General features: G+C 64.1%; 20 protein-coding genes. 13 read left to right on the top strand and 7 right to left on the bottom strand.

All coding sequences use genetic code 11. The annotated features are described in order from the left end of the window. The first annotated feature begins 33 nt into the window (after positions 1-33). Both GCU68_RS01000 and GCU68_RS00995 read left to right on the top strand, forming a co-directional pair. Entirely contained in the window at positions 34-825 is a 792-nt protein-coding gene (locus GCU68_RS01000) for an endonuclease V (protein ID WP_152938616.1), read from the top strand. Positions 826-1,048: 223 nt separating this feature from the next. Beyond that, positions 1,049-1,978, top strand: coding sequence for an SDR family oxidoreductase (locus GCU68_RS00995; RefSeq protein ID WP_152938615.1), 930 nt, complete (start codon positions 1,049-1,051; stop codon positions 1,976-1,978). A 66-nt stretch (positions 1,979-2,044) separates the two neighbouring features. Here the strand turns inward: GCU68_RS00995 and GCU68_RS00990 are convergent, their stop codons facing one another. Next, positions 2,045-2,281, bottom strand: a complete 237-nt coding sequence (locus GCU68_RS00990) for a DeoR family transcriptional regulator (protein WP_152938614.1) — start codon at positions 2,279-2,281, stop codon at positions 2,045-2,047. Between the two features lie 139 nt (positions 2,282-2,420). Beyond that, positions 2,421-4,217: an SLC13 family permease gene (locus GCU68_RS00985; protein ID WP_152938613.1), complete on the bottom strand. Its 1,797-nt coding sequence runs from the start codon at positions 4,215-4,217 to the stop codon at positions 2,421-2,423. Positions 4,218-4,431: 214 nt separating this feature from the next. On the opposite strand from GCU68_RS00985, the gene GCU68_RS00980 reads away from it, so the two are divergent. Continuing rightward, positions 4,432-4,818 (top strand): tautomerase family protein, encoded by a 387-nt coding sequence (locus tag GCU68_RS00980; protein ID WP_152938612.1) that lies wholly within the window; start codon positions 4,432-4,434, stop codon positions 4,816-4,818. A gap of 249 nt (positions 4,819-5,067) precedes the next feature. Further along, a complete protein-coding gene (locus GCU68_RS00975) occupies positions 5,068-5,520 on the top strand; it encodes a universal stress protein (protein WP_152938611.1) in 453 nt (150 codons plus the stop codon). 34 nt (positions 5,521-5,554) lie between these two features. Here the strand turns inward: GCU68_RS00975 and GCU68_RS00970 are convergent, their stop codons facing one another. Then, on the bottom strand, positions 5,555-6,745 hold the full coding sequence (locus tag GCU68_RS00970; protein WP_152938610.1) for an ArsA family ATPase: 1,191 nt from the start codon (positions 6,743-6,745) through the stop codon (positions 5,555-5,557). 240 nt (positions 6,746-6,985) lie between these two features. Here GCU68_RS00970 and GCU68_RS00965 point away from each other — a divergent pair, with 240 nt between their 5' ends. Continuing rightward, the gene (locus GCU68_RS00965) at positions 6,986-7,243 is read left to right on the top strand and encodes a hypothetical protein (protein WP_152938609.1); all 258 of its coding nucleotides are present in this window, start codon (positions 6,986-6,988) and stop codon (positions 7,241-7,243) included. A gap of 12 nt (positions 7,244-7,255) precedes the next feature. On the opposite strand, the gene GCU68_RS00960 is transcribed toward GCU68_RS00965, so the two are convergent. Next, positions 7,256-8,356 (bottom strand): pyridoxal phosphate-dependent aminotransferase, encoded by a 1,101-nt coding sequence (locus GCU68_RS00960; protein WP_152938608.1) that lies wholly within the window; start codon positions 8,354-8,356, stop codon positions 7,256-7,258. Positions 8,357-8,464: 108 nt separating this feature from the next. Between GCU68_RS00960 and GCU68_RS00955 the strand changes: the two genes are divergently transcribed. Together GCU68_RS00955 and GCU68_RS00950 are read left to right on the top strand one after the other, a co-directional pair. Further along, complete coding sequence (locus GCU68_RS00955; protein WP_152938607.1) at positions 8,465-8,998, top strand: CinA family protein; 534 nt, start codon at positions 8,465-8,467, stop codon at positions 8,996-8,998. Between the two features lie 79 nt (positions 8,999-9,077). Then, positions 9,078-9,563, top strand: coding sequence for a metal-dependent hydrolase (locus GCU68_RS00950; RefSeq protein WP_152938606.1), 486 nt, complete (start codon positions 9,078-9,080; stop codon positions 9,561-9,563). A 96-nt stretch (positions 9,564-9,659) separates the two neighbouring features. Here GCU68_RS00950 and GCU68_RS00945 read toward each other — a convergent pair whose 3' ends face one another. Next, on the bottom strand, positions 9,660-10,649 hold the full coding sequence (locus GCU68_RS00945; protein WP_152938605.1) for a DUF7139 domain-containing protein: 990 nt from the start codon (positions 10,647-10,649) through the stop codon (positions 9,660-9,662). 120 nt (positions 10,650-10,769) lie between these two features. On the opposite strand from GCU68_RS00945, the gene GCU68_RS00940 reads away from it, so the two are divergent. The 4 genes from GCU68_RS00940 to GCU68_RS00925 all read left to right on the top strand — a co-directional run bounded on the left by GCU68_RS00940 (position 10,770) and on the right by GCU68_RS00925 (position 13,553). Next, on the top strand, positions 10,770-11,054 hold the full coding sequence (locus GCU68_RS00940) for a DUF5789 family protein (protein ID WP_152938604.1): 285 nt from the start codon (positions 10,770-10,772) through the stop codon (positions 11,052-11,054). Positions 11,055-11,060: 6 nt separating this feature from the next. Further along, positions 11,061-11,759, top strand: coding sequence for a CPBP family glutamic-type intramembrane protease (locus GCU68_RS00935; protein WP_152938603.1), 699 nt, complete (start codon positions 11,061-11,063; stop codon positions 11,757-11,759). A gap of 55 nt (positions 11,760-11,814) precedes the next feature. Next, a complete protein-coding gene (locus tag GCU68_RS00930) occupies positions 11,815-12,279 on the top strand; it encodes a DUF302 domain-containing protein (protein WP_152938602.1) in 465 nt (154 codons plus the stop codon). Between the two features lie 152 nt (positions 12,280-12,431). Further along, positions 12,432-13,553 carry an AI-2E family transporter gene (locus GCU68_RS00925; RefSeq protein ID WP_152938601.1) on the top strand — a complete coding sequence of 374 codons (1,122 nt, stop codon included), beginning with the start codon at positions 12,432-12,434 and terminating at the stop codon, positions 13,551-13,553. Between the two features lie 9 nt (positions 13,554-13,562). On the opposite strand, the gene GCU68_RS00920 is transcribed toward GCU68_RS00925, so the two are convergent. Beyond that, positions 13,563-13,745, bottom strand: coding sequence for a hypothetical protein (locus tag GCU68_RS00920; protein WP_152938600.1), 183 nt, complete (start codon positions 13,743-13,745; stop codon positions 13,563-13,565). Positions 13,746-13,856: 111 nt separating this feature from the next. Next, positions 13,857-15,167: a DNA repair protein NreA gene (gene nreA / locus GCU68_RS00915; protein ID WP_152938599.1), complete on the bottom strand. Its 1,311-nt coding sequence runs from the start codon at positions 15,165-15,167 to the stop codon at positions 13,857-13,859. A gap of 210 nt (positions 15,168-15,377) precedes the next feature. Between nreA and GCU68_RS00910 the strand changes: the two genes are divergently transcribed. Both GCU68_RS00910 and GCU68_RS00905 read left to right on the top strand, forming a co-directional pair. After that, entirely contained in the window at positions 15,378-15,557 is a 180-nt protein-coding gene (locus GCU68_RS00910) for an HVO_2753 family zinc finger protein (RefSeq protein WP_152938598.1), read from the top strand. Between the two features lie 11 nt (positions 15,558-15,568). Then, positions 15,569-15,835: an elongation factor 1-beta gene (locus tag GCU68_RS00905; RefSeq protein WP_152938597.1), complete on the top strand. Its 267-nt coding sequence runs from the start codon at positions 15,569-15,571 to the stop codon at positions 15,833-15,835. The last annotated feature ends 150 nt before the right edge of the window (positions 15,836-15,985 follow it).

Below are 15,985 nucleotides of genomic sequence, written 5' to 3'. Positions count from 1 at the left end.
TGATTTTCGCCCGCTGCCAATCCTCGAGCAGCTATGGCCCCACCCCGGCCCGACCTCGCACCCGATCCCGGACTCGAGCGCGCGGAGATGGAAGCCCTCCAGCGCGAGATCGCCGACGCCGCCGTCTTCGAAGACGACTCCGCGTTCGATCCGTCGACGCTCGGCGATCCGCTCGCGGCAGCCTCGAGTCCCGACGAGGCCCCGATCGTCGCCGGCGTCGATCAGTCGTTTCTCACCAATGCCGACGGCGAGCAGGACCGCGCGCTTTCCGCCGTCGTCGCCATGCAAGGCGGCGAGGTACTCGAGCGCGTCCACGCCGTGACGCCACTCGAGATCCCCTACATCCCGGGCCTGCTCGCGTTCCGCGAGGGTGGGCCGATCCTCGAGGCGCTCGAGACCCTCTCCGTCGAGCCCGACCTGTTCCTCTTCGATGGCAGCGGGCGCATCCACTTCCGACAGGCCGGCATTGCGACGCACATCGGCGTCGTCCGCGACGTGCCAGCCATTGGCGTCGCCAAGAGCTTGCTCTGTGGGTCGCCCCGGGACGACCTCGAGAACCTCGCGGAAGGCACTCGCGTCCCGATCGACGCGAACACGCGGGTCGACGCGCCCGCTGGCACGCTGCTCGGCTACGCCGTCCAGACGCGCCAGTACGACTCGCCGAATCGGTACATCAACCCGCTGTACGTCAGCCCCGGCCACCGCGTCGGCCCCGACACCGCGGCCGATATCGTCCTCGCGCTCGCCTCGTCGTACAAGCTCCCCGAACCCGTCCGACTGGCCGACAGCTACGCCGGCGAAGCCAAACGCGGCCTCGAGGAGTAACGAGCAGCCGCGTCCGAGAGCGTCCCGTCGCCCCGCGCTCGACAGCTGTTTGACCACCCACCGGCGACGGCTACCTGACAGCCTCCGCGGGGGAGAGCTTTCGGGCCGTTCGGAGCAACACTGGCTCGAGAATTTTCGAGAAACGATACTCACGCCAATTTGACCGTCCGATGAGCGCGACAAACCGTCGATACTTAGGTATCGTCTCTCGAACTGGTCACGTATGGCCACCGCTGAGGACGTCGAGGGAACCGACGACGACGGGCCGGAGGGCACTGTCGTCGAGGACGATCGAGACACCGACCGGACGGACGACCGCTACACCCGAAAGCAATGCGTGCTGATCACCGGCTGTTCCTCTGGAATCGGCCGGGCGACCGCCACGGCGTTCCTCGAGAACGACTGGCAGGTGTTCGCGACCGCGCGCAACACCGACGACATCGCCGCCCTCGAGGAAGCGGGTTGTACGACGCTCGCACTCGACGTCACCGACCCCGAGCAGGTCGCGCGGGTCGTCGAGCGAACCGTCGAACTCGGCGGCTCGATCGACTGTCTGGTCAACAACGCCGGCTACGCCCAGATGGGGCCGATGGAGGACGTCTCGACGGTCGATCTCCACCGACAGTTCGACGTCAACGTCTACGGTCCCCACCGACTCGTCCGGGCTGCACTCCCCCACATGCGCGCGCAGGGCGAGGGTCGAATTATCAACGTCTCGAGTGTCATCGGTCGGATCTCGTTCCCCGGCTCGGGCGCGTACGCGGGCTCGAAACACGCCCTCGAGGCGATGAGCGACTCGCTGCGCGCAGAAGTCGAGGAGTTCGGCATCGACGTCACTGTCATCGAACCCGGGCCGGTCGAGACGAACTTCACCGAGCGCGTCGACGAGGAGTTACCCGGTGACCAGCGAACGCCGGCGTACGAGACGCTGTACGAACTGTACGACGAGATGCAGCTAATCGGCGGCGGCAACGGCGGTCCTTTCGCCTCCTCGCCCGAGGACGTCGCCGCGGCGATCATCGAGGCGAGTACCGTCTCCGAACCGCCGGCTCGGTACCCGGTTGGGGCGCTTGCCCAGTACGGCGTCTACGCCCGCTTCCTGCCGGATACGCTGCGAGATGCGGGCTATCGGCTGCTGCGGAAGCTCGTCTGAGCGCGATCCGTTTTCCGTCTCGAGAACTCACTCGAGCGACAGTAACTCAACGCCGACGAAAAGCAATCAGTCCGCGAGTCGCGTCGGCAGCCGCTCTGCACTGGTCTCGGCGAGCGTATACATCCCGCCCGTACACCGCCGAATCCGCCCGTCCCGCTGGAGCATTCGACAGTAGCGCTCGACGGTCATCGGGTGTGTCTCGAGTGTGGTCGCCAGTTCGGCAGTCGTCGCCGACCTCGAGTCGGCGAGCGCCTCGAGAATCGCGTCGGTCTGGTGCTGTGCTGGGGTGTCCGAGTCTGGCATTCCGTCTCGATTGGTAGTCGTTCCAACACAGATATGAACCTCGAGTCCGGTTCTCAGCCGCTCGGAATCTGATTACCATTACTCATCGAGCGATGCCAATCGAGCAGCAAACGCGGTCGGCGCGGTCAGGGGACGAGCGCTACGTGTTCCACTGCTCGAGGAACTCCGTCGGCAGCGTCCCGAGATCGATACCCCAGGCGAACGGGAGCCACGCGACCGCGACGGCCGTGATCAGGATAATTCCGATGACGTTGAGGCCGGCCCCGACGCGGGCCATCTGGGGCAGCGAGATGTAGCCGCTGCCGAAGACGATCGCGTTCGGCGGCGTCGCAACGGGAAGCATGAACGCGAACGACGCGGCGGTCGCACCGGCGATCATCAGCCCGTAGGGGTGGACGCTGATCCCGACCGCAACGCCGGCGAGGATCGGCATCAACATCGCCGTCGTCGCCGTGTTCGAAGTCACTTCGGTCAGGAAGATCGTGATCATCACGACGGCCAGCAGGATGAGAAGCATCGAGACGCCCTCGAGCAGCTGCAGCTGTTCGCCGATCCAGACTGCGAGGCCGGTCTCACCGAAGCCAGCTGCGATTGCGAGGCCACCACCGAACAGGAGGATGACACCCCACGGGATGTCGACCGCGTTCGACCAGTCGAGAAGGAAGGTGTGGTCGCCGTCCTCGGTCTTCGTCGGTAGGGTAAACAGAACCAATGCACCACCGATGGCGACGATGGTGTCGGCGTCGTCGGGTGGGGTAATTCCGGCCAGCGGCTCGAGCAGGCTGGCGCCGATCCAGGCGGCCGCCATCCCGATGAAGACGACGAGCACGCGGCGTTCCGGCGAACTCATCGGTCCAAGGGCCCGGAGTTCGCGGTCGATCGTGTCGGCACCCATCGGCAACTGGTCGAACTGGGGCGACATCGCAATGCGGGTGACGTAGACGTAGACGGCAGCGAGCCCGACGATCGAGATCGGGACACCGTAGAGCATCCACTCGGCGAAGCCAATCGTCGTATCGAAGAGTTCGCCCGCCTGCCCCGCAAAGAGGATGTTCGGCGGCGTGCCGATGAGCGTCGCGACGCCACCGACGGAGGCACCGTAGGCGATACAGAGCATGAGCGCGATCCCGAACGAGAAGTTGCCCTCGCTAGTGTCGATCTCGAGTCCGGTCTCGTTGACCAGATCCGCGGTCTGGTAGATAACTGCCAGCGCGATGGGGACCATCATCATCACGGTCGCGCTGTTTGACACCCACATCGAGAGAAACGCCGTGGCGATCATGAAGCCGAGAATGAGCCGAGAGGGCTTCGTCCCGACGAGCTTGATCGTCCGTAGCGCGATGCGCCGGTGCAGTCCCCACCGCTGCATCGCCATCGCGAGGAAGAAGCCGCCCATAAAGAGGAACACCAGCGGATGGCCGTACGACGGCGTCGTTTCCTCGACTGGGAGCGCGCCCGTCAATGGGAACAGGACGATAGGGAGCAACGAAGTCGCCGGAATCGGAATCGCTTCTGACATCCACCAGACGGCTACCCACGCGGTGACGGCCGCGACGGCCTGGCCCGCGGGTTCGAGGCCGGCCGGCGTCGGTGCGAGGTAAATCAACGCGAACAGGATCGGACCGAGGACGAAGCCGATCTTCTGGCGCAGCCCGTACGAGCCGTCGACGTCGAAGGGGGAGCTGTCATCGCCGCCTTGCCCGTCACCGTTGTCCCCATTTGGAGCCGACTTGGCGGTCCCATTCGGCGGCTGGCCACCGTCGCTGAACGCCTGCTCCGCGAGTCGCTTTTCCTCTTCGGAGACGCCGTCCATGTCTTTGACCATAGCCGGCCCGTCAAGTGTGAGATACGCCTTCGTCTGGGCGTTGAGCTGCCACAGATAGAGCCAGATGTTCTGAATGAACTTTTGAAGTGTTTTCGAACTATCGTACACCATTTTTCCCGTTTATTCCGAATAGGTCGTATAAATGCTGTCGATTTGCGCGAGTAACTATCACTATCTTTCGAGTGTGAGTCTACATACCGAGTAAACAATTCTCTAGTTTGACTCTGATATGTCGGTATCGTTCCGACCACGAACGACACGAATCGTCGCTCGAGCGACGACCGGTTGTCGGAACCCACAAACCGGCAGCTCGTGAACTCGAGGTATGCCCCTGTTGCAGTTCGATACGACGTTGTCGCTGTCGGCCGACGAGAAGACGGCGCTCGCGGATCGAGTGACAGACCTGTACACGGACGAGATGGCAACGACAGCGGGCCACGTCGCGGTGACGATCCGCGAACACGATCCCGCCGCCCTCCATCTCGGGCGTGCTGTTGAGGGACCGCTGGTGTTTCTCGATGCCGAGATTCGGCAAGGGCGGTCGTTCGACTGCAAGCGCGCGTTCGCCGTCGCCACCATGGCGTATCTCGGGGAGACGTTCGATGTCCCCGACGAGAACATGAAGGTCGTCTTTACCGAGCACCCCGGTGAGGCGATGATGGGTGTCGACCGCGTCGGCGGCGAGTGGGACGGCGAGGAGGGGAGCCACTGACCGTCGCTGCACGCTCATCGTACGACGGGAGTACAGGCCGGAGCGAAGATTCGAGCGAGCACCGCGGACAGTGCGATGGGTGTGTCCATCGGTTCAGTTGTTACTCTGTATCGATGCGTGTGTTACTCGGTTCAGTGCTGTCAAGCGCCCGCTCCCGAAGTGGCACTCGAGGGAGGAAAATCGAATGCCGACGACGGGATACACGTCGAGAAAGAGCCCCTTTTAGGGCCGGAAATGGAACGTCGATCTATGTATCGGATCTTGCTGCCAGTCGATACGAACGAGTCACGAGCGCGTGCACAGGTCGACGCGATACTCGAACTCCCCGCCGCTGCCGAGGACGTGTTCGTCGACGTGGTCCACGTCCACGACGAAACGATGCCGGACGCCGAGTGGGCCGCCGGCGGCTTCTCCGAAACCTACACGGAGGAGTTGGCGGAGAACATCGACCAGCGCATCCCATCTTCGGTGGCGGTCGCCGTCGACGACCTCGAGGCGGCCGACGTCGAGTACGCGGTCCACGAGACGGCTGGCGAACCGGCCGAGACGATCCTCGAGGCCGTGACGGAACTGGACAGCAACGTGATCGTCCTCGGGAGCGGCGACCAGTCGCCGGTCGGAAAGATGCTTTTCGGCAGCGTCACGCAGGACGTCGTCCTCGAAAGCGATCGGCCGGTCACCGTCGTTCCTGCCGCCGAGTAGCGCGGTCGACGCTCGTTTCGAACGATCGTCTCGCTCAGCGAAGACAGGCCGCCACGACCTGAAGCATCTTCTCGCCGCGAACTTCGTGGGCAAACAGCGGGACGCGCCGAACGTCGGTCCCGCGGAAGAGGTCCTGTGCCTCCGCGAGGGCGGACTGTTGGACGTCCCAGCGGCGTTGACAGAACTCGCAGTCGTCCAGATTCGGCTGGAGGAACTCGCCGTCGACGTCGTCGGTGACGTCCGAGAGCGGTTCCATGACGCGGTTGACGACGACGGTGCCGACCGGAATGCCGAACTCGTCGAGTTGCTGGCGCAGGCGTTTGGACTCGAAGACGCTCATCTCCTCGGGCACCATGACGATCCGGAAATCCGTCCGGGCCGGATCGCGAAGCACCGCCCGGAGGCGTTCGATCCGCTCGCGCAGCTCCTCTAAGTCCTCGAGGTCGCCCGCCTCTTCCGGCGGCTCCTGCCCGCCGAATATCCCTTTCATGCCCTCGAGCATTCCGCTGAGTCGCTGTCGGAACGTGAGGATGCGCCCCATCATCGAGTCCATCAGTTCGGGCAACTGGAGCAGCCTGAGGGTGTGTCCCGTCGGCGCGGTGTCGACGACCACGCGCTCGAATCGGGGATCGTCGAGGTACTCGAGTAAGAGCTGCATCGCGGCGGCCTCGTCGGCACCGGGCATCGCCCCACCGAGGAGGGCGTCCATCGGGGACTCTCCGCCCAACATGTCGCCGAGACCGCCGAGGTCGCCCATCGGGCCGGCGCTGGCACCGTCGCCAGCGCCATCCGGGCCACCTGGGCCGGAAGCGCCGCCGAAGAGGCCCGCCTGCCCCTCTTCCATGGCGCGTTCCGGATCGATCTCGGCCGCATACAGCGGCACGTCGTCGCGAATGCGACCGGGTTCGGACGGCACGTCGATCTCGAACGTGTCCGACAGCGAGTGTGCCGGGTCCGTCGAAACGACGAGCGTGCTGGTGCCTCTACGGGCGCTCTCGAGCGCCGTCGCCGCGGCCATCGTCGTCTTCCCGACGCCACCTTTCCCGCCGTAGAGTACGTAGTCGGGACCGTCGAACGGCTCGTCGGACGGCGTTACATCGATCGTTTCCCGCTCGTCGTCCGCGACGGAGTCCGTCGGCGTCACCTCGATGCTGTGTGCACCGTCGTCCTCGCCCGTTGTGTCCTCGCTCTTCTCGTCGACTGGCTCGACGTCGATTCCACTCATATCCGCCGTTTTCCCGTCCTGACACGAGTAGTCGTCGGTCTCGAGCGAGACGGCGATCGATAGCCTAGAGGTGTGCTAGCTCGAGCCAATTTTGAATGTCACCTAGGATCACCCTAATACATACTAGGTGTTCTCGAGTAATCACTACATCATATAATTGTACCACCCCTAACATTAATTAGGAGAACGTTGGCCTTCCAGTCAGACCAACGCGGTAACCCATCACCGTTCCACCGACCCATGACATCCCAGCTCATCCAGAACGACGCCGATACGACGATCGACCGGACAGAGAACACCCGATTCCCCTACGAAGGCGAGCGCGCCGGCTTCCCGCTCCCGACGCCGACTGCTCGAGGCGTCCTCCGGCCGACCGACGAGTCGGGCGCGATCGGTGCCGCCGGTTCGCTTGACTGTCCGGCCTGTGGCAGCGAGACGATCAACGGCGCTGGCCTGTTTGCGTGTTCCGACTGCTCGTGGGAAGGCACGCTGCGATAGCTCGTCGATCGGTCAGTCGAAGTAGGTAGCCAGTCGCTCGGCGGCCTCCTCGACGCGCGGCGTGACGAGCGCGAACCGGAGCCAGTCACGGCGTGAGTTACCGAAGGCCTCGCCGGGCATCCCGGCCACGCCGGCCTCGTCGATCAGGCGTTCGACGTTCTCGAGCGTGCCGGGATAGCCGTCGAAACGCGCCAGCACGTAGAACGACCCCTGTGGGGTCGTATACGACGCGCCCGCGGCATCCAAGGCGTCGGTGAACGTCTCGACGCGCTCGCGGAGGAGTTGGCGATTTTGTTCGTAGTAGTCCGGTCCAGTCTCGCGTAGTGCCTGCAACACGGCGTACTGGCTGGGACGGCTGCCGGCGACGTTGACCAGCATGTGTCGGCTCTTGGCGTCTTCGACGAGTTCGGGCGGGAAGATCGCGTAGCCAACGCGAAAGCCCGTAATCGCCAGCGATTTCGAGAACGCGTTGGTAACGATCCGATGACCAGAGTCGACAGCGAGCGCACTCGAGAATGTCCCCGAGAGATCGTAGTGGTCGTACACCTCGTCGCTGACGAGGATCGCGTCGTACGTTTCGGCGATCTCGACCAACGCCTCGATCGTCTCCTCGGGATAGACCGCGCCCGTCGGGTTGTTCGGCGAGTTGACCACGATCGCCGCCGTCTCCTCACTCGCGGCAGCGCGGACGTCGGCGGGATCGAGCTGGCCCGTCTCGTCCGTCGGGACGAAACGCTGTTGTCCGCCGAGCATCGTCGTCTTGCCGGGGTAGTAGGGGTAGACCGGGTCCGTCAGGACGATCTCATTGCCGCGGTCGCGCTCGAGTGCGCGCGCCATCGCGAGGTAGTTCGCCTCGCCGGCCCCGTTCGTGACGACGACCTGCTCGGGATCGACGCCGCGGCGAGCGGCGATTTCCTCGCGCAACTCGCGCAACCCGTGACTCGGCGGATACTGGAACTGGTCGGGCTCGAGGTCGGCGTACTCGTGGAGCCCGTCGCGAAGTGCTTGCGGTGGCTCCCAGTCGGGGTTGCCGCTGACCATGTCGATCACGTCGCGATCCGCCCGCCCCGCATACTCCATCACGTGAAAGAACAGCGGCGTCTCATACTCCATATGTGGGTGACAGGGGCCACGGACCGTCGTTCTTTCCGTTTTGCGCCGATGGCCGGGATATCGACCCTCGCTTTCACGTCCCCACACCGCGTCGACTCGCATACGAACATGAACGACGACATCGACCGCGACCGTCCGATGGCGGTCGGCGACGCGCTTCGAGACCGCGAGGAGACGCTCGCCGTCGCTGAGTCCTGTACTGGCGGCCTGATCGGCGCAGCGATCACGGCCGTCCCGGGCGCGAGCGACTACTTCGACGCGGGACTGACGACGTACGCCTACGACGCCAAACGCCGCCACCTCGGCGTCAGCCGCGAAGCGCTAGACGAACACGGTGCCGTCTCCGAACCTGTCGCCCGTCAGATGGCCCAGGGCGTTCGAGACGTCACCGACGTCACCTGGGGCGTCGCGACGACGGGCATCGCCGGCCCGACCGGCGGGACCGAAGAAAACCCGGTCGGCACCGTCTACATCGGCGTCGCCTACGCCGGCCCGTGGGGCAGCGAGTCCTCGTTCGCGTCCGTCTCCCGCTACGTCTTCGATGGCGACCGCGCCGCCGTTCGGGCAAAAACCGTCGATCGGGTACTCGAGGATCTGCTCAAAGCGATCGACGCACAGGCAGAACGCAGCGACCGGAACTGATCCGACCGCCGACCGGTTCGGCGTGACGACAGTCTCCGAAAGAAAACTATTCGAGGCTCGCACCGCCAGTAGCGGGTAGATGAACAAGAAGGGACACGTTCTCAACGCTGTGCTTTTGAGTCTGGGGTTGGGGTATTTACTCGATCCGGCGGGGGATCTCGAGACGTTTCGGATGATCGTCGCGATCGGGGTGCCGGTCACACTGGGGGCGATGGTGCCCGACATCGACACCGCGTTCGGGAAACACCGGAAAACGTTGCACAACTTGCCGCTTTTGGCGGGCTTTCTCGCTTTCCCGTACGTCTTCGCCAACCTCGAGTACGTCTGGATCGGCGTGTTGACCCACTACGTCCTCGACATGGCAGGAAGCAGGCGCGGCATCGCGCTGTTTTACCCGCTCACGAAAACGGAGTACGGGCTCCCAACAGGCGTCACCGTCAGCAGCAATCGCGCGGATCTGGTGACGGTGATTATCACCGCACTCGAGTTGCTGCTCGTCGCGTTAATCGTCTACGAGGTCCCCCAGTGGGGCTTCGAGCTGGGACGGCAGGCGGCCGGCTTCTAGATCGGCCACGCGGCCCGTTGTGACGGCCCGAGGACTGTCGAATCGAGAACGTGAATAGAACGTGATCGACGGCTGTGCGGTCGCTTTTCGACGGCGTTACTGGTTGTTCGGCGTCCACTCCTCGCAAGCGTCCATATCGTCCATCGCCGTCTCGTGGTGGGCACAGTAAGGGACCATCCCATCCGAGGAGCGAACGTACTCGAACTGGCTGCAGTTGCCACAGTAGCGATCCGTGGGTTCGGCTGGTTCGTCCGTCGGCGCGTCGACGATCTCTGCGTCGTAGCCGTCGCCGGCGTCGAGCGGCGAGGAGAGATCCGAGGCGGCCGTGCCGCCGTCGCTGGTCGCCACGCCGGCTGCTCGGGCTCGAGATCGGTCCGTCTCGGTCCCCGTTCCGGTGTTGGCTCCCGATTTCGGTACCGACTCGACCGACGCGTCGTCGTACGAGAGCGTGGTGTCGCCAGCGTCGTCCGCATTAGTTTGGGTCTCAACCTCGCCGTCGGGTGTCCCGCCGAAGAAGCCGATGCCGCCGAGGCCGCTCGAGTCGTCGGCCGACTCGTCGGCTTTGACGACGGTGGTGTTGTGGCGGGTGACGTTCATCTCGAGCATGCCACCCGGATCGTTGCGTCGTTTGAACGTCGCGATGGCGGCGAACAGACACCAGATCGCAGTGATGAGTCCGAGCAGGTAGATCACCGAGACCTCGAGGGTGAGTTGGTCGCCGCCGTAGCGCCAGTGCTCGGGGTAGGCGTGCCAGAACAGGGCGACGCCGAGCAGACAGAGGCTCGCGCTGATCGCGGCGGTGGCCTGCACGCGGCGGCTGGCCGGCAAGACGACGAAGACGCCGACGAGAACGATGGGGACGCTGAGCCCGGCGAGCACGCCCGCAGCGCGGACGGTCGCGAACTGGGGTGCCATCCCCTTCGAGAGTGCGAGCGCGTACTCGCCCAAGAGGTCGGTCGTCGCCACGAGGACGGCGACGACGGCCAGAACCGCACCGAGCAGGACGAGTGCCGTTCCGGTGTACAGTCGCCTGGGGCTCGCCACCTCCCGTGCGCTTCCGTCGTAGGCCTCCGTCAGACTTGTCATGCACGGTGATTGTACCTCCCGTCACAAAACGATACGTCAGACACACCTCGCCGGATAGAGAGGTCCCGACCGACCCCCGGAAACGAAAGCTTGAATCGACGTGCTCGCAAACGGGGGGATATGAGCGACGAGGACGACGAGGAGCCGGCCGTCACGCTCGGAGACCAGATCCCTGTCGAGGGTGCCCCCCTTGCCCGCGTCACGTCGCGGCTGACGTGGCCCAAAGAGAAGAGCGAAGTCGACCGCCTCGAGGGCGACAGCGAGATTCGGACGCCTGACGGACCACAGTCGCTGTCGGTGATCCTCGAGGACGTCGACGAGACGTACTTCCAGCGCCATCAGGAGTTCGAAGCCCACGTTCGAGACGTCATCGGCACTGGACCGATTCCGACCGCCGACGAGTAACGACCCGTGGCGACGGAGGAACGACGCAGCGGCCGCCGCTGGGTTCGTGACCAGTTCGATCGACTCTCGTGGGTCCAGAAGTCGCTGCTAACGGGCGCGCTCTTGACGATCGTGTGGATGAGTGTCGTCCCGCCCGACATCGAGCGCCGAGTCGTCGTCGACACCGTCCTGTTGATCGGCGGCCCGCTCGCGCTCGGGTATACCCACGGCAACCACATCGGCTGGACCGTCAACCGCGTCGCCGTTCGCAACACCGTCTTACTCTCGCTGTTCGTCCTCCCCTTCTATCTCGTCGGCTCGACGCTGCCGACGATCCGCACATTCTACCCGATCTGGGAGACCTCGAGTGCCCTGTCGGCGTTTCTCCCACACGCCGTTCAGTTGTTTTTGCTCGCGCTCGCCGCCGAGACCTACTATCGAGGACTGCTCTGTGTCGGCGTCAAGCAGATCGGCTTCAAAGCAGTGCTCATCAGCCCCGTCGTCTACATGTTCCATCACGCGGGCAAGCCGCCGATCGAGTTCCTGCTGTCGGGGCCGACGGACGTGCTCTTTGGAGCCGTCGATTACGAGTCGGACTCCATTCTCCCCTCCGTGGTTGCCCACGGTGCGGGACTCGTCCTACTCGATTGGCTCGTCCTCCACGAACCGCTGTTTGATCCGATGCCGGTGTTGGCTCGTCTCGAGTGGCTTCCGGTTCCGCTCTGATCGTCCAGTGGCCGGTTGACCGGCATTTTAGTACGTCCCGGGCGTTGGCTCGACCATGACACTTCCAATCGACCCTGCGACGATCGACCCGGACGAGTACGGCGAGAAACAGGTCGTCCTCGAGATGGACCACGAGGAGGCCATCGAACACGTCCGCGAGGTCTGTACGGACGTGGGTTTCGGCATCCCCGTCGAGTTCTCCCCATCGGACCTACTGAACGAGAAAGTCGACGCCGACCGCGATCCCTACTACGTCCTCGGTGCCTGCAACCCTGCGATCGCGAACCGAGCGCTCGAGGAGTCGTTACAGATCGGCGGCCTCTTTCCCTGTAACATGATCATCTGGGAGGAAGATCCGGGTCGCCAGCGCGTCTATCACGTCTCGATCATGCGGATCGCTCGTCTGCTGGGAATGGCCCCGGACAACGACGCGTGGAGCGAGATTCTCGAGGAAACCGGCGAACTCACCGAAAAGACGTTCGAGAAACTCCAGGCAGCCGAAACCGCGCAGACGGATTGATCTGCTACCTGCGGTTGTCGAGGCCCTCGACGCTGCGTCCAATCGTCCGCGTTCTCGTCCGACGTTTCGACGCGCTCGAGTCACGATCGTCGCCGAAAGCGTCCGAGCGTCGAAATGTCAAGATTTACGTACAATACGACCCTCCGGTTCGTATGGACGTCCGCACCGCCTTTTTCGCCCTCCTGTTGGTCGTACTCGGCGTGATTGCGACCCTGATGATCGCCCCGCTGTTACAGTACGTGCTGGCCGCGGCCCTCCTCGCGTTCGTGCTCTACCCGGCCTACGAACGCCTGCGGCCGCGGCTGGGTCCTCGACCCTCGGCGCTGTTGTTGACGGGGTTTACGATCGGTGCCGTCCTCGTTCCACTGCTGGTTATCTCGGTGGTCATCTTACAAACCCTGATCTCGTTTCTCAACAGCGTCGACGGAACGTTCGTCCTCGAGACCGTTCGCGAACTGGCACGCACCGAACTCGGCCTCGAGGCCGACCAGTTCGCCGCGCTCGAGGCGGCCGTCCTGACGGAGGTCGAATCGTCGCTCTCGAGTGCGATCGAACTCGCCGTCCTCGAACTCATCGGACTGGTGAACACGAGCGTCGAGATGGGCGTCGGGCTGATCGTCTTCGTCTTCCTGTTGTACTACCTGCTCGTCGACGGACAGCGCTTCGTCGACTGGCTCGGCGACGTCGCGCCGATCGATGCGGCCGTCCGCGAGGAGTTGTTCGAGGAGGTGAGCGTCGTCACGTGGGCCGTCATCTACAGCCACGTGCTCGTTGCCGTCGTCGAAGGACTGCTCGGTGGGATCGGACTGTACCTGCTCGACGTGCCGAACGTCGCCTTCTGGACGATCACCATGATCGTCGTCTCGTTTCTCCCGGCAATCGGCGTCTGGCTCGTCTGGGGGCCTGCCGTGGGCTATCTCGTACTCGTAAACGAGCCGTTCAGCGCCGCAGTGCTCCTTCTCTACGGCGTGACCGTCCTCTCGGTGGTCGACAACTACTTGCGGGCCATCTTCGTCGACCGCGGCTCCGGACTCCACCCGGCGGTCGTCATCGTCGGCGTCATCGGCGGAATCTACCTGCTAGGAATCATGGGACTGTTCCTCGGCCCCGTCCTGCTCGCGGTGTTCAAAGCCGGACTCAACGTCTTCAACCGAGTCTCGCTCGAGGGAATCGATCCAGATCCTACGTCGGCGTCTCGGCCGACCAGCAGCGGCGCTGTCACGTCGACGCCTGAGAAACCGCTGTCCGAGTCCGAAGCCGAGGGGGCCGATTGAACGCGAGCGTTAGCGCTCGTCATCGTTCGGCGGTCGCTCGCTTTCGATGTCTTCGAGGAACGCGTCCGCGTCGTGTTGGATGTAACCCGTGACGACGGCGATCACGGCGAGGGCGAACAGCGGGACGCCGATGAGCACGATGAGCAGTGCGATCGCCGTGAGAAATTCGGCGCTGACGAGCGTGGGGACCATACGCGGACCACGCAGGCAGCGGGCTTAGGCCTCGGGGTTTTCGGCTGCTGGGGCCTCGACTGTCACCATCGTCACGGTCGCGGACGGGGGTAGCCTCGAGCCCGCTGTTCGTTACCGATCCGAGCCACCACTCGAGAAGGCGTTGAGGTTCGACTGAAGCCCGGCCGCGAGTTCCGATTTTCGCTGGAGTCGTGCGTGGGACACGGGGAGCTGTGTCGCGATTTCGGAGACAGCGTCGTGGAACGTCTCGGCTTCGCCGTAGCGTCCCTCGAACGCGTTACGGACGCTTTCCCGCACCTGCCAGACGCCGACGGGGGCCCAGTAGTCGTCGCTCACTTCGCGCAAGACGAGTGACTTCGCTTGCCGGCCGATCGACTCGAGGTGCTCTAAGACCCCCAGTCGGGCTGCGTAGTAGGCACCCGCAGTCTCCTCGACGTAACTCGAGCGGCCCTCGTACCCCTCGCTCGCGCTCTGGAGCCAGACTTCGTCGTTCGGGTTCGGATTCCAGATGCTGCCGGGGGCTTTCATCTCGACGAGTTCGAACTCCCAGGTGCCCGGCGCGAGGACGATCCAGTAGCGATTGCCCATGTACTCGTTGGCCCAGACCTGCACCTCGTCGATGCTCGGCGCGTTGCGGATGCGCCCGCGCAGGAACTGGCCGACCGTGTCGTCGACGGCGGTGATCGACCACCGCGTCGGTACGAGTCGACGCTGTTTCGTCTCGCCGAGGGCGCCCGCAGACAGAATCGAGTTGATCTCGTAGACGTCGAACCCGCGCCGGTAGAGGTAGGTCATCGCCCCCTGAGCCTGCCAGTCGTCGTCCTCCAGAGTCTTCTTGACGGGTTTGGGGACGTAGGGGTTCTCGCGGAGTTCGGCGTTTCTGGCGTTGGCACGGGGGCCACGGGGCGTCGCGACGTCGGTGCCGGCATCGAGGCCGAGGTTCGGCTTGCCTTCGAGGCCGATCTCGAGGTCGACCGGGCGGCCGGCGATGGCGACCTCGCGCTGGACGCCGACGAAGCCGTCCCACGTATCGTGGACCGACGGCGTCAGTCGGCTCGCAATACTGGGCGAGTCGACGTTCGCGCGCTTGCTCGAGTTCAATAGCCCGGTTCGGCGCTGGAGTACGTCGCTGATCCCGTGGCCCTGCTGGTACCAGGTGCCGTCGGTGACGTACTCCTCGGCGGCGTCCTCGTCGCCGACCGGCGAGAGCAACCCGACGGGGATATCGGGGTAGTTCGACCGCCCGACGAAGATCGAGGGTGCCGTCGACCCCACGAGGGAGTCGCCACTGAGCGCGTCGTCGAACCGCCGTTCGAACTCCTCGATGTGGTCCGTGATCGCGTAGGACTTCTCCTTGGCGAGTCGCCGTCGCTCGGCTTCCTCATCCGGCTCGAGATCCTCGATGTAGTCGTCGAGGCGCATTCACCCACAGTTGGCGCGCTCGCCGTTTGAATGTTACACTCGAGCGCCAGAATGTCAGAGGCAAGGACCGGTTGGGCGTTGCCCACCGGCCCTCGATATTACCTTCCACGCGGATCGTAATGTATGTAGACGCGCGTTCTCTCGATCTGAAAACGCTCGGCGAGTCGCCAAAAGACAACGGTTAAAAACGGCGGGCGGGAAAGGGTGGGTATGAGTACGACGGACGATCAAAAGACGCGATCCTGCGTCTCCTGTGGGATCAACATCGCGGGCACGAACGCAGCCGCGTTCAAATGTCCCGATTGTGGCGCTCAGATTTACCGCTGTGCCAAGTGCCGCAAGCAGAGCAACCTCTATGAGTGCAACGACTGCGGTTTCACCGGTCCATAAGGTGTTCGAAGATGGGAAAAGTAGCTGCTAAAATCAAGGTCATGCCGGACAGCCCCGAGATCGATCTGGACGCGCTTCAGGAGCGCCTCGAGAGCGCACTCCCCGAGGGTGCAAAGATCAACGGCGTCGAACGCGAAGACGTCGCGTTCGGCCTCATCGCGCTCTACCCCACCGTGATCGTCCCTGACGGCGCGGGCGGGACGGAGACGGTCGAAGAGAACTTCTTGGATGTCGATGGCGTCGAAAGCGTCGGCGTCGAGAACGTCGGCCGCATCTAACTGCGACGAACCGACTTTTCACCGCGTTTCGAGCCACCACCGCGGAGCTGCCGCTACGGTCCTCTCGACTTCGATCGTGTGTCCAGCATCGGCGTCGTACAGCTTGCCTGTCTCACAATGTTTACCACACTTCTCGAGAAACGTCTCCGG

It is taken from the genome of Natronorubrum aibiense (assembly GCF_009392895.1).
In the GTDB taxonomy this organism is placed as follows: Archaea; Halobacteriota; Halobacteria; order Halobacteriales; family Natrialbaceae; genus Natronorubrum; species Natronorubrum aibiense.
The sequence above is the reverse complement of the archived record's forward strand: the minus strand, read 5'-3'. Positions and strand labels throughout refer to the sequence as shown.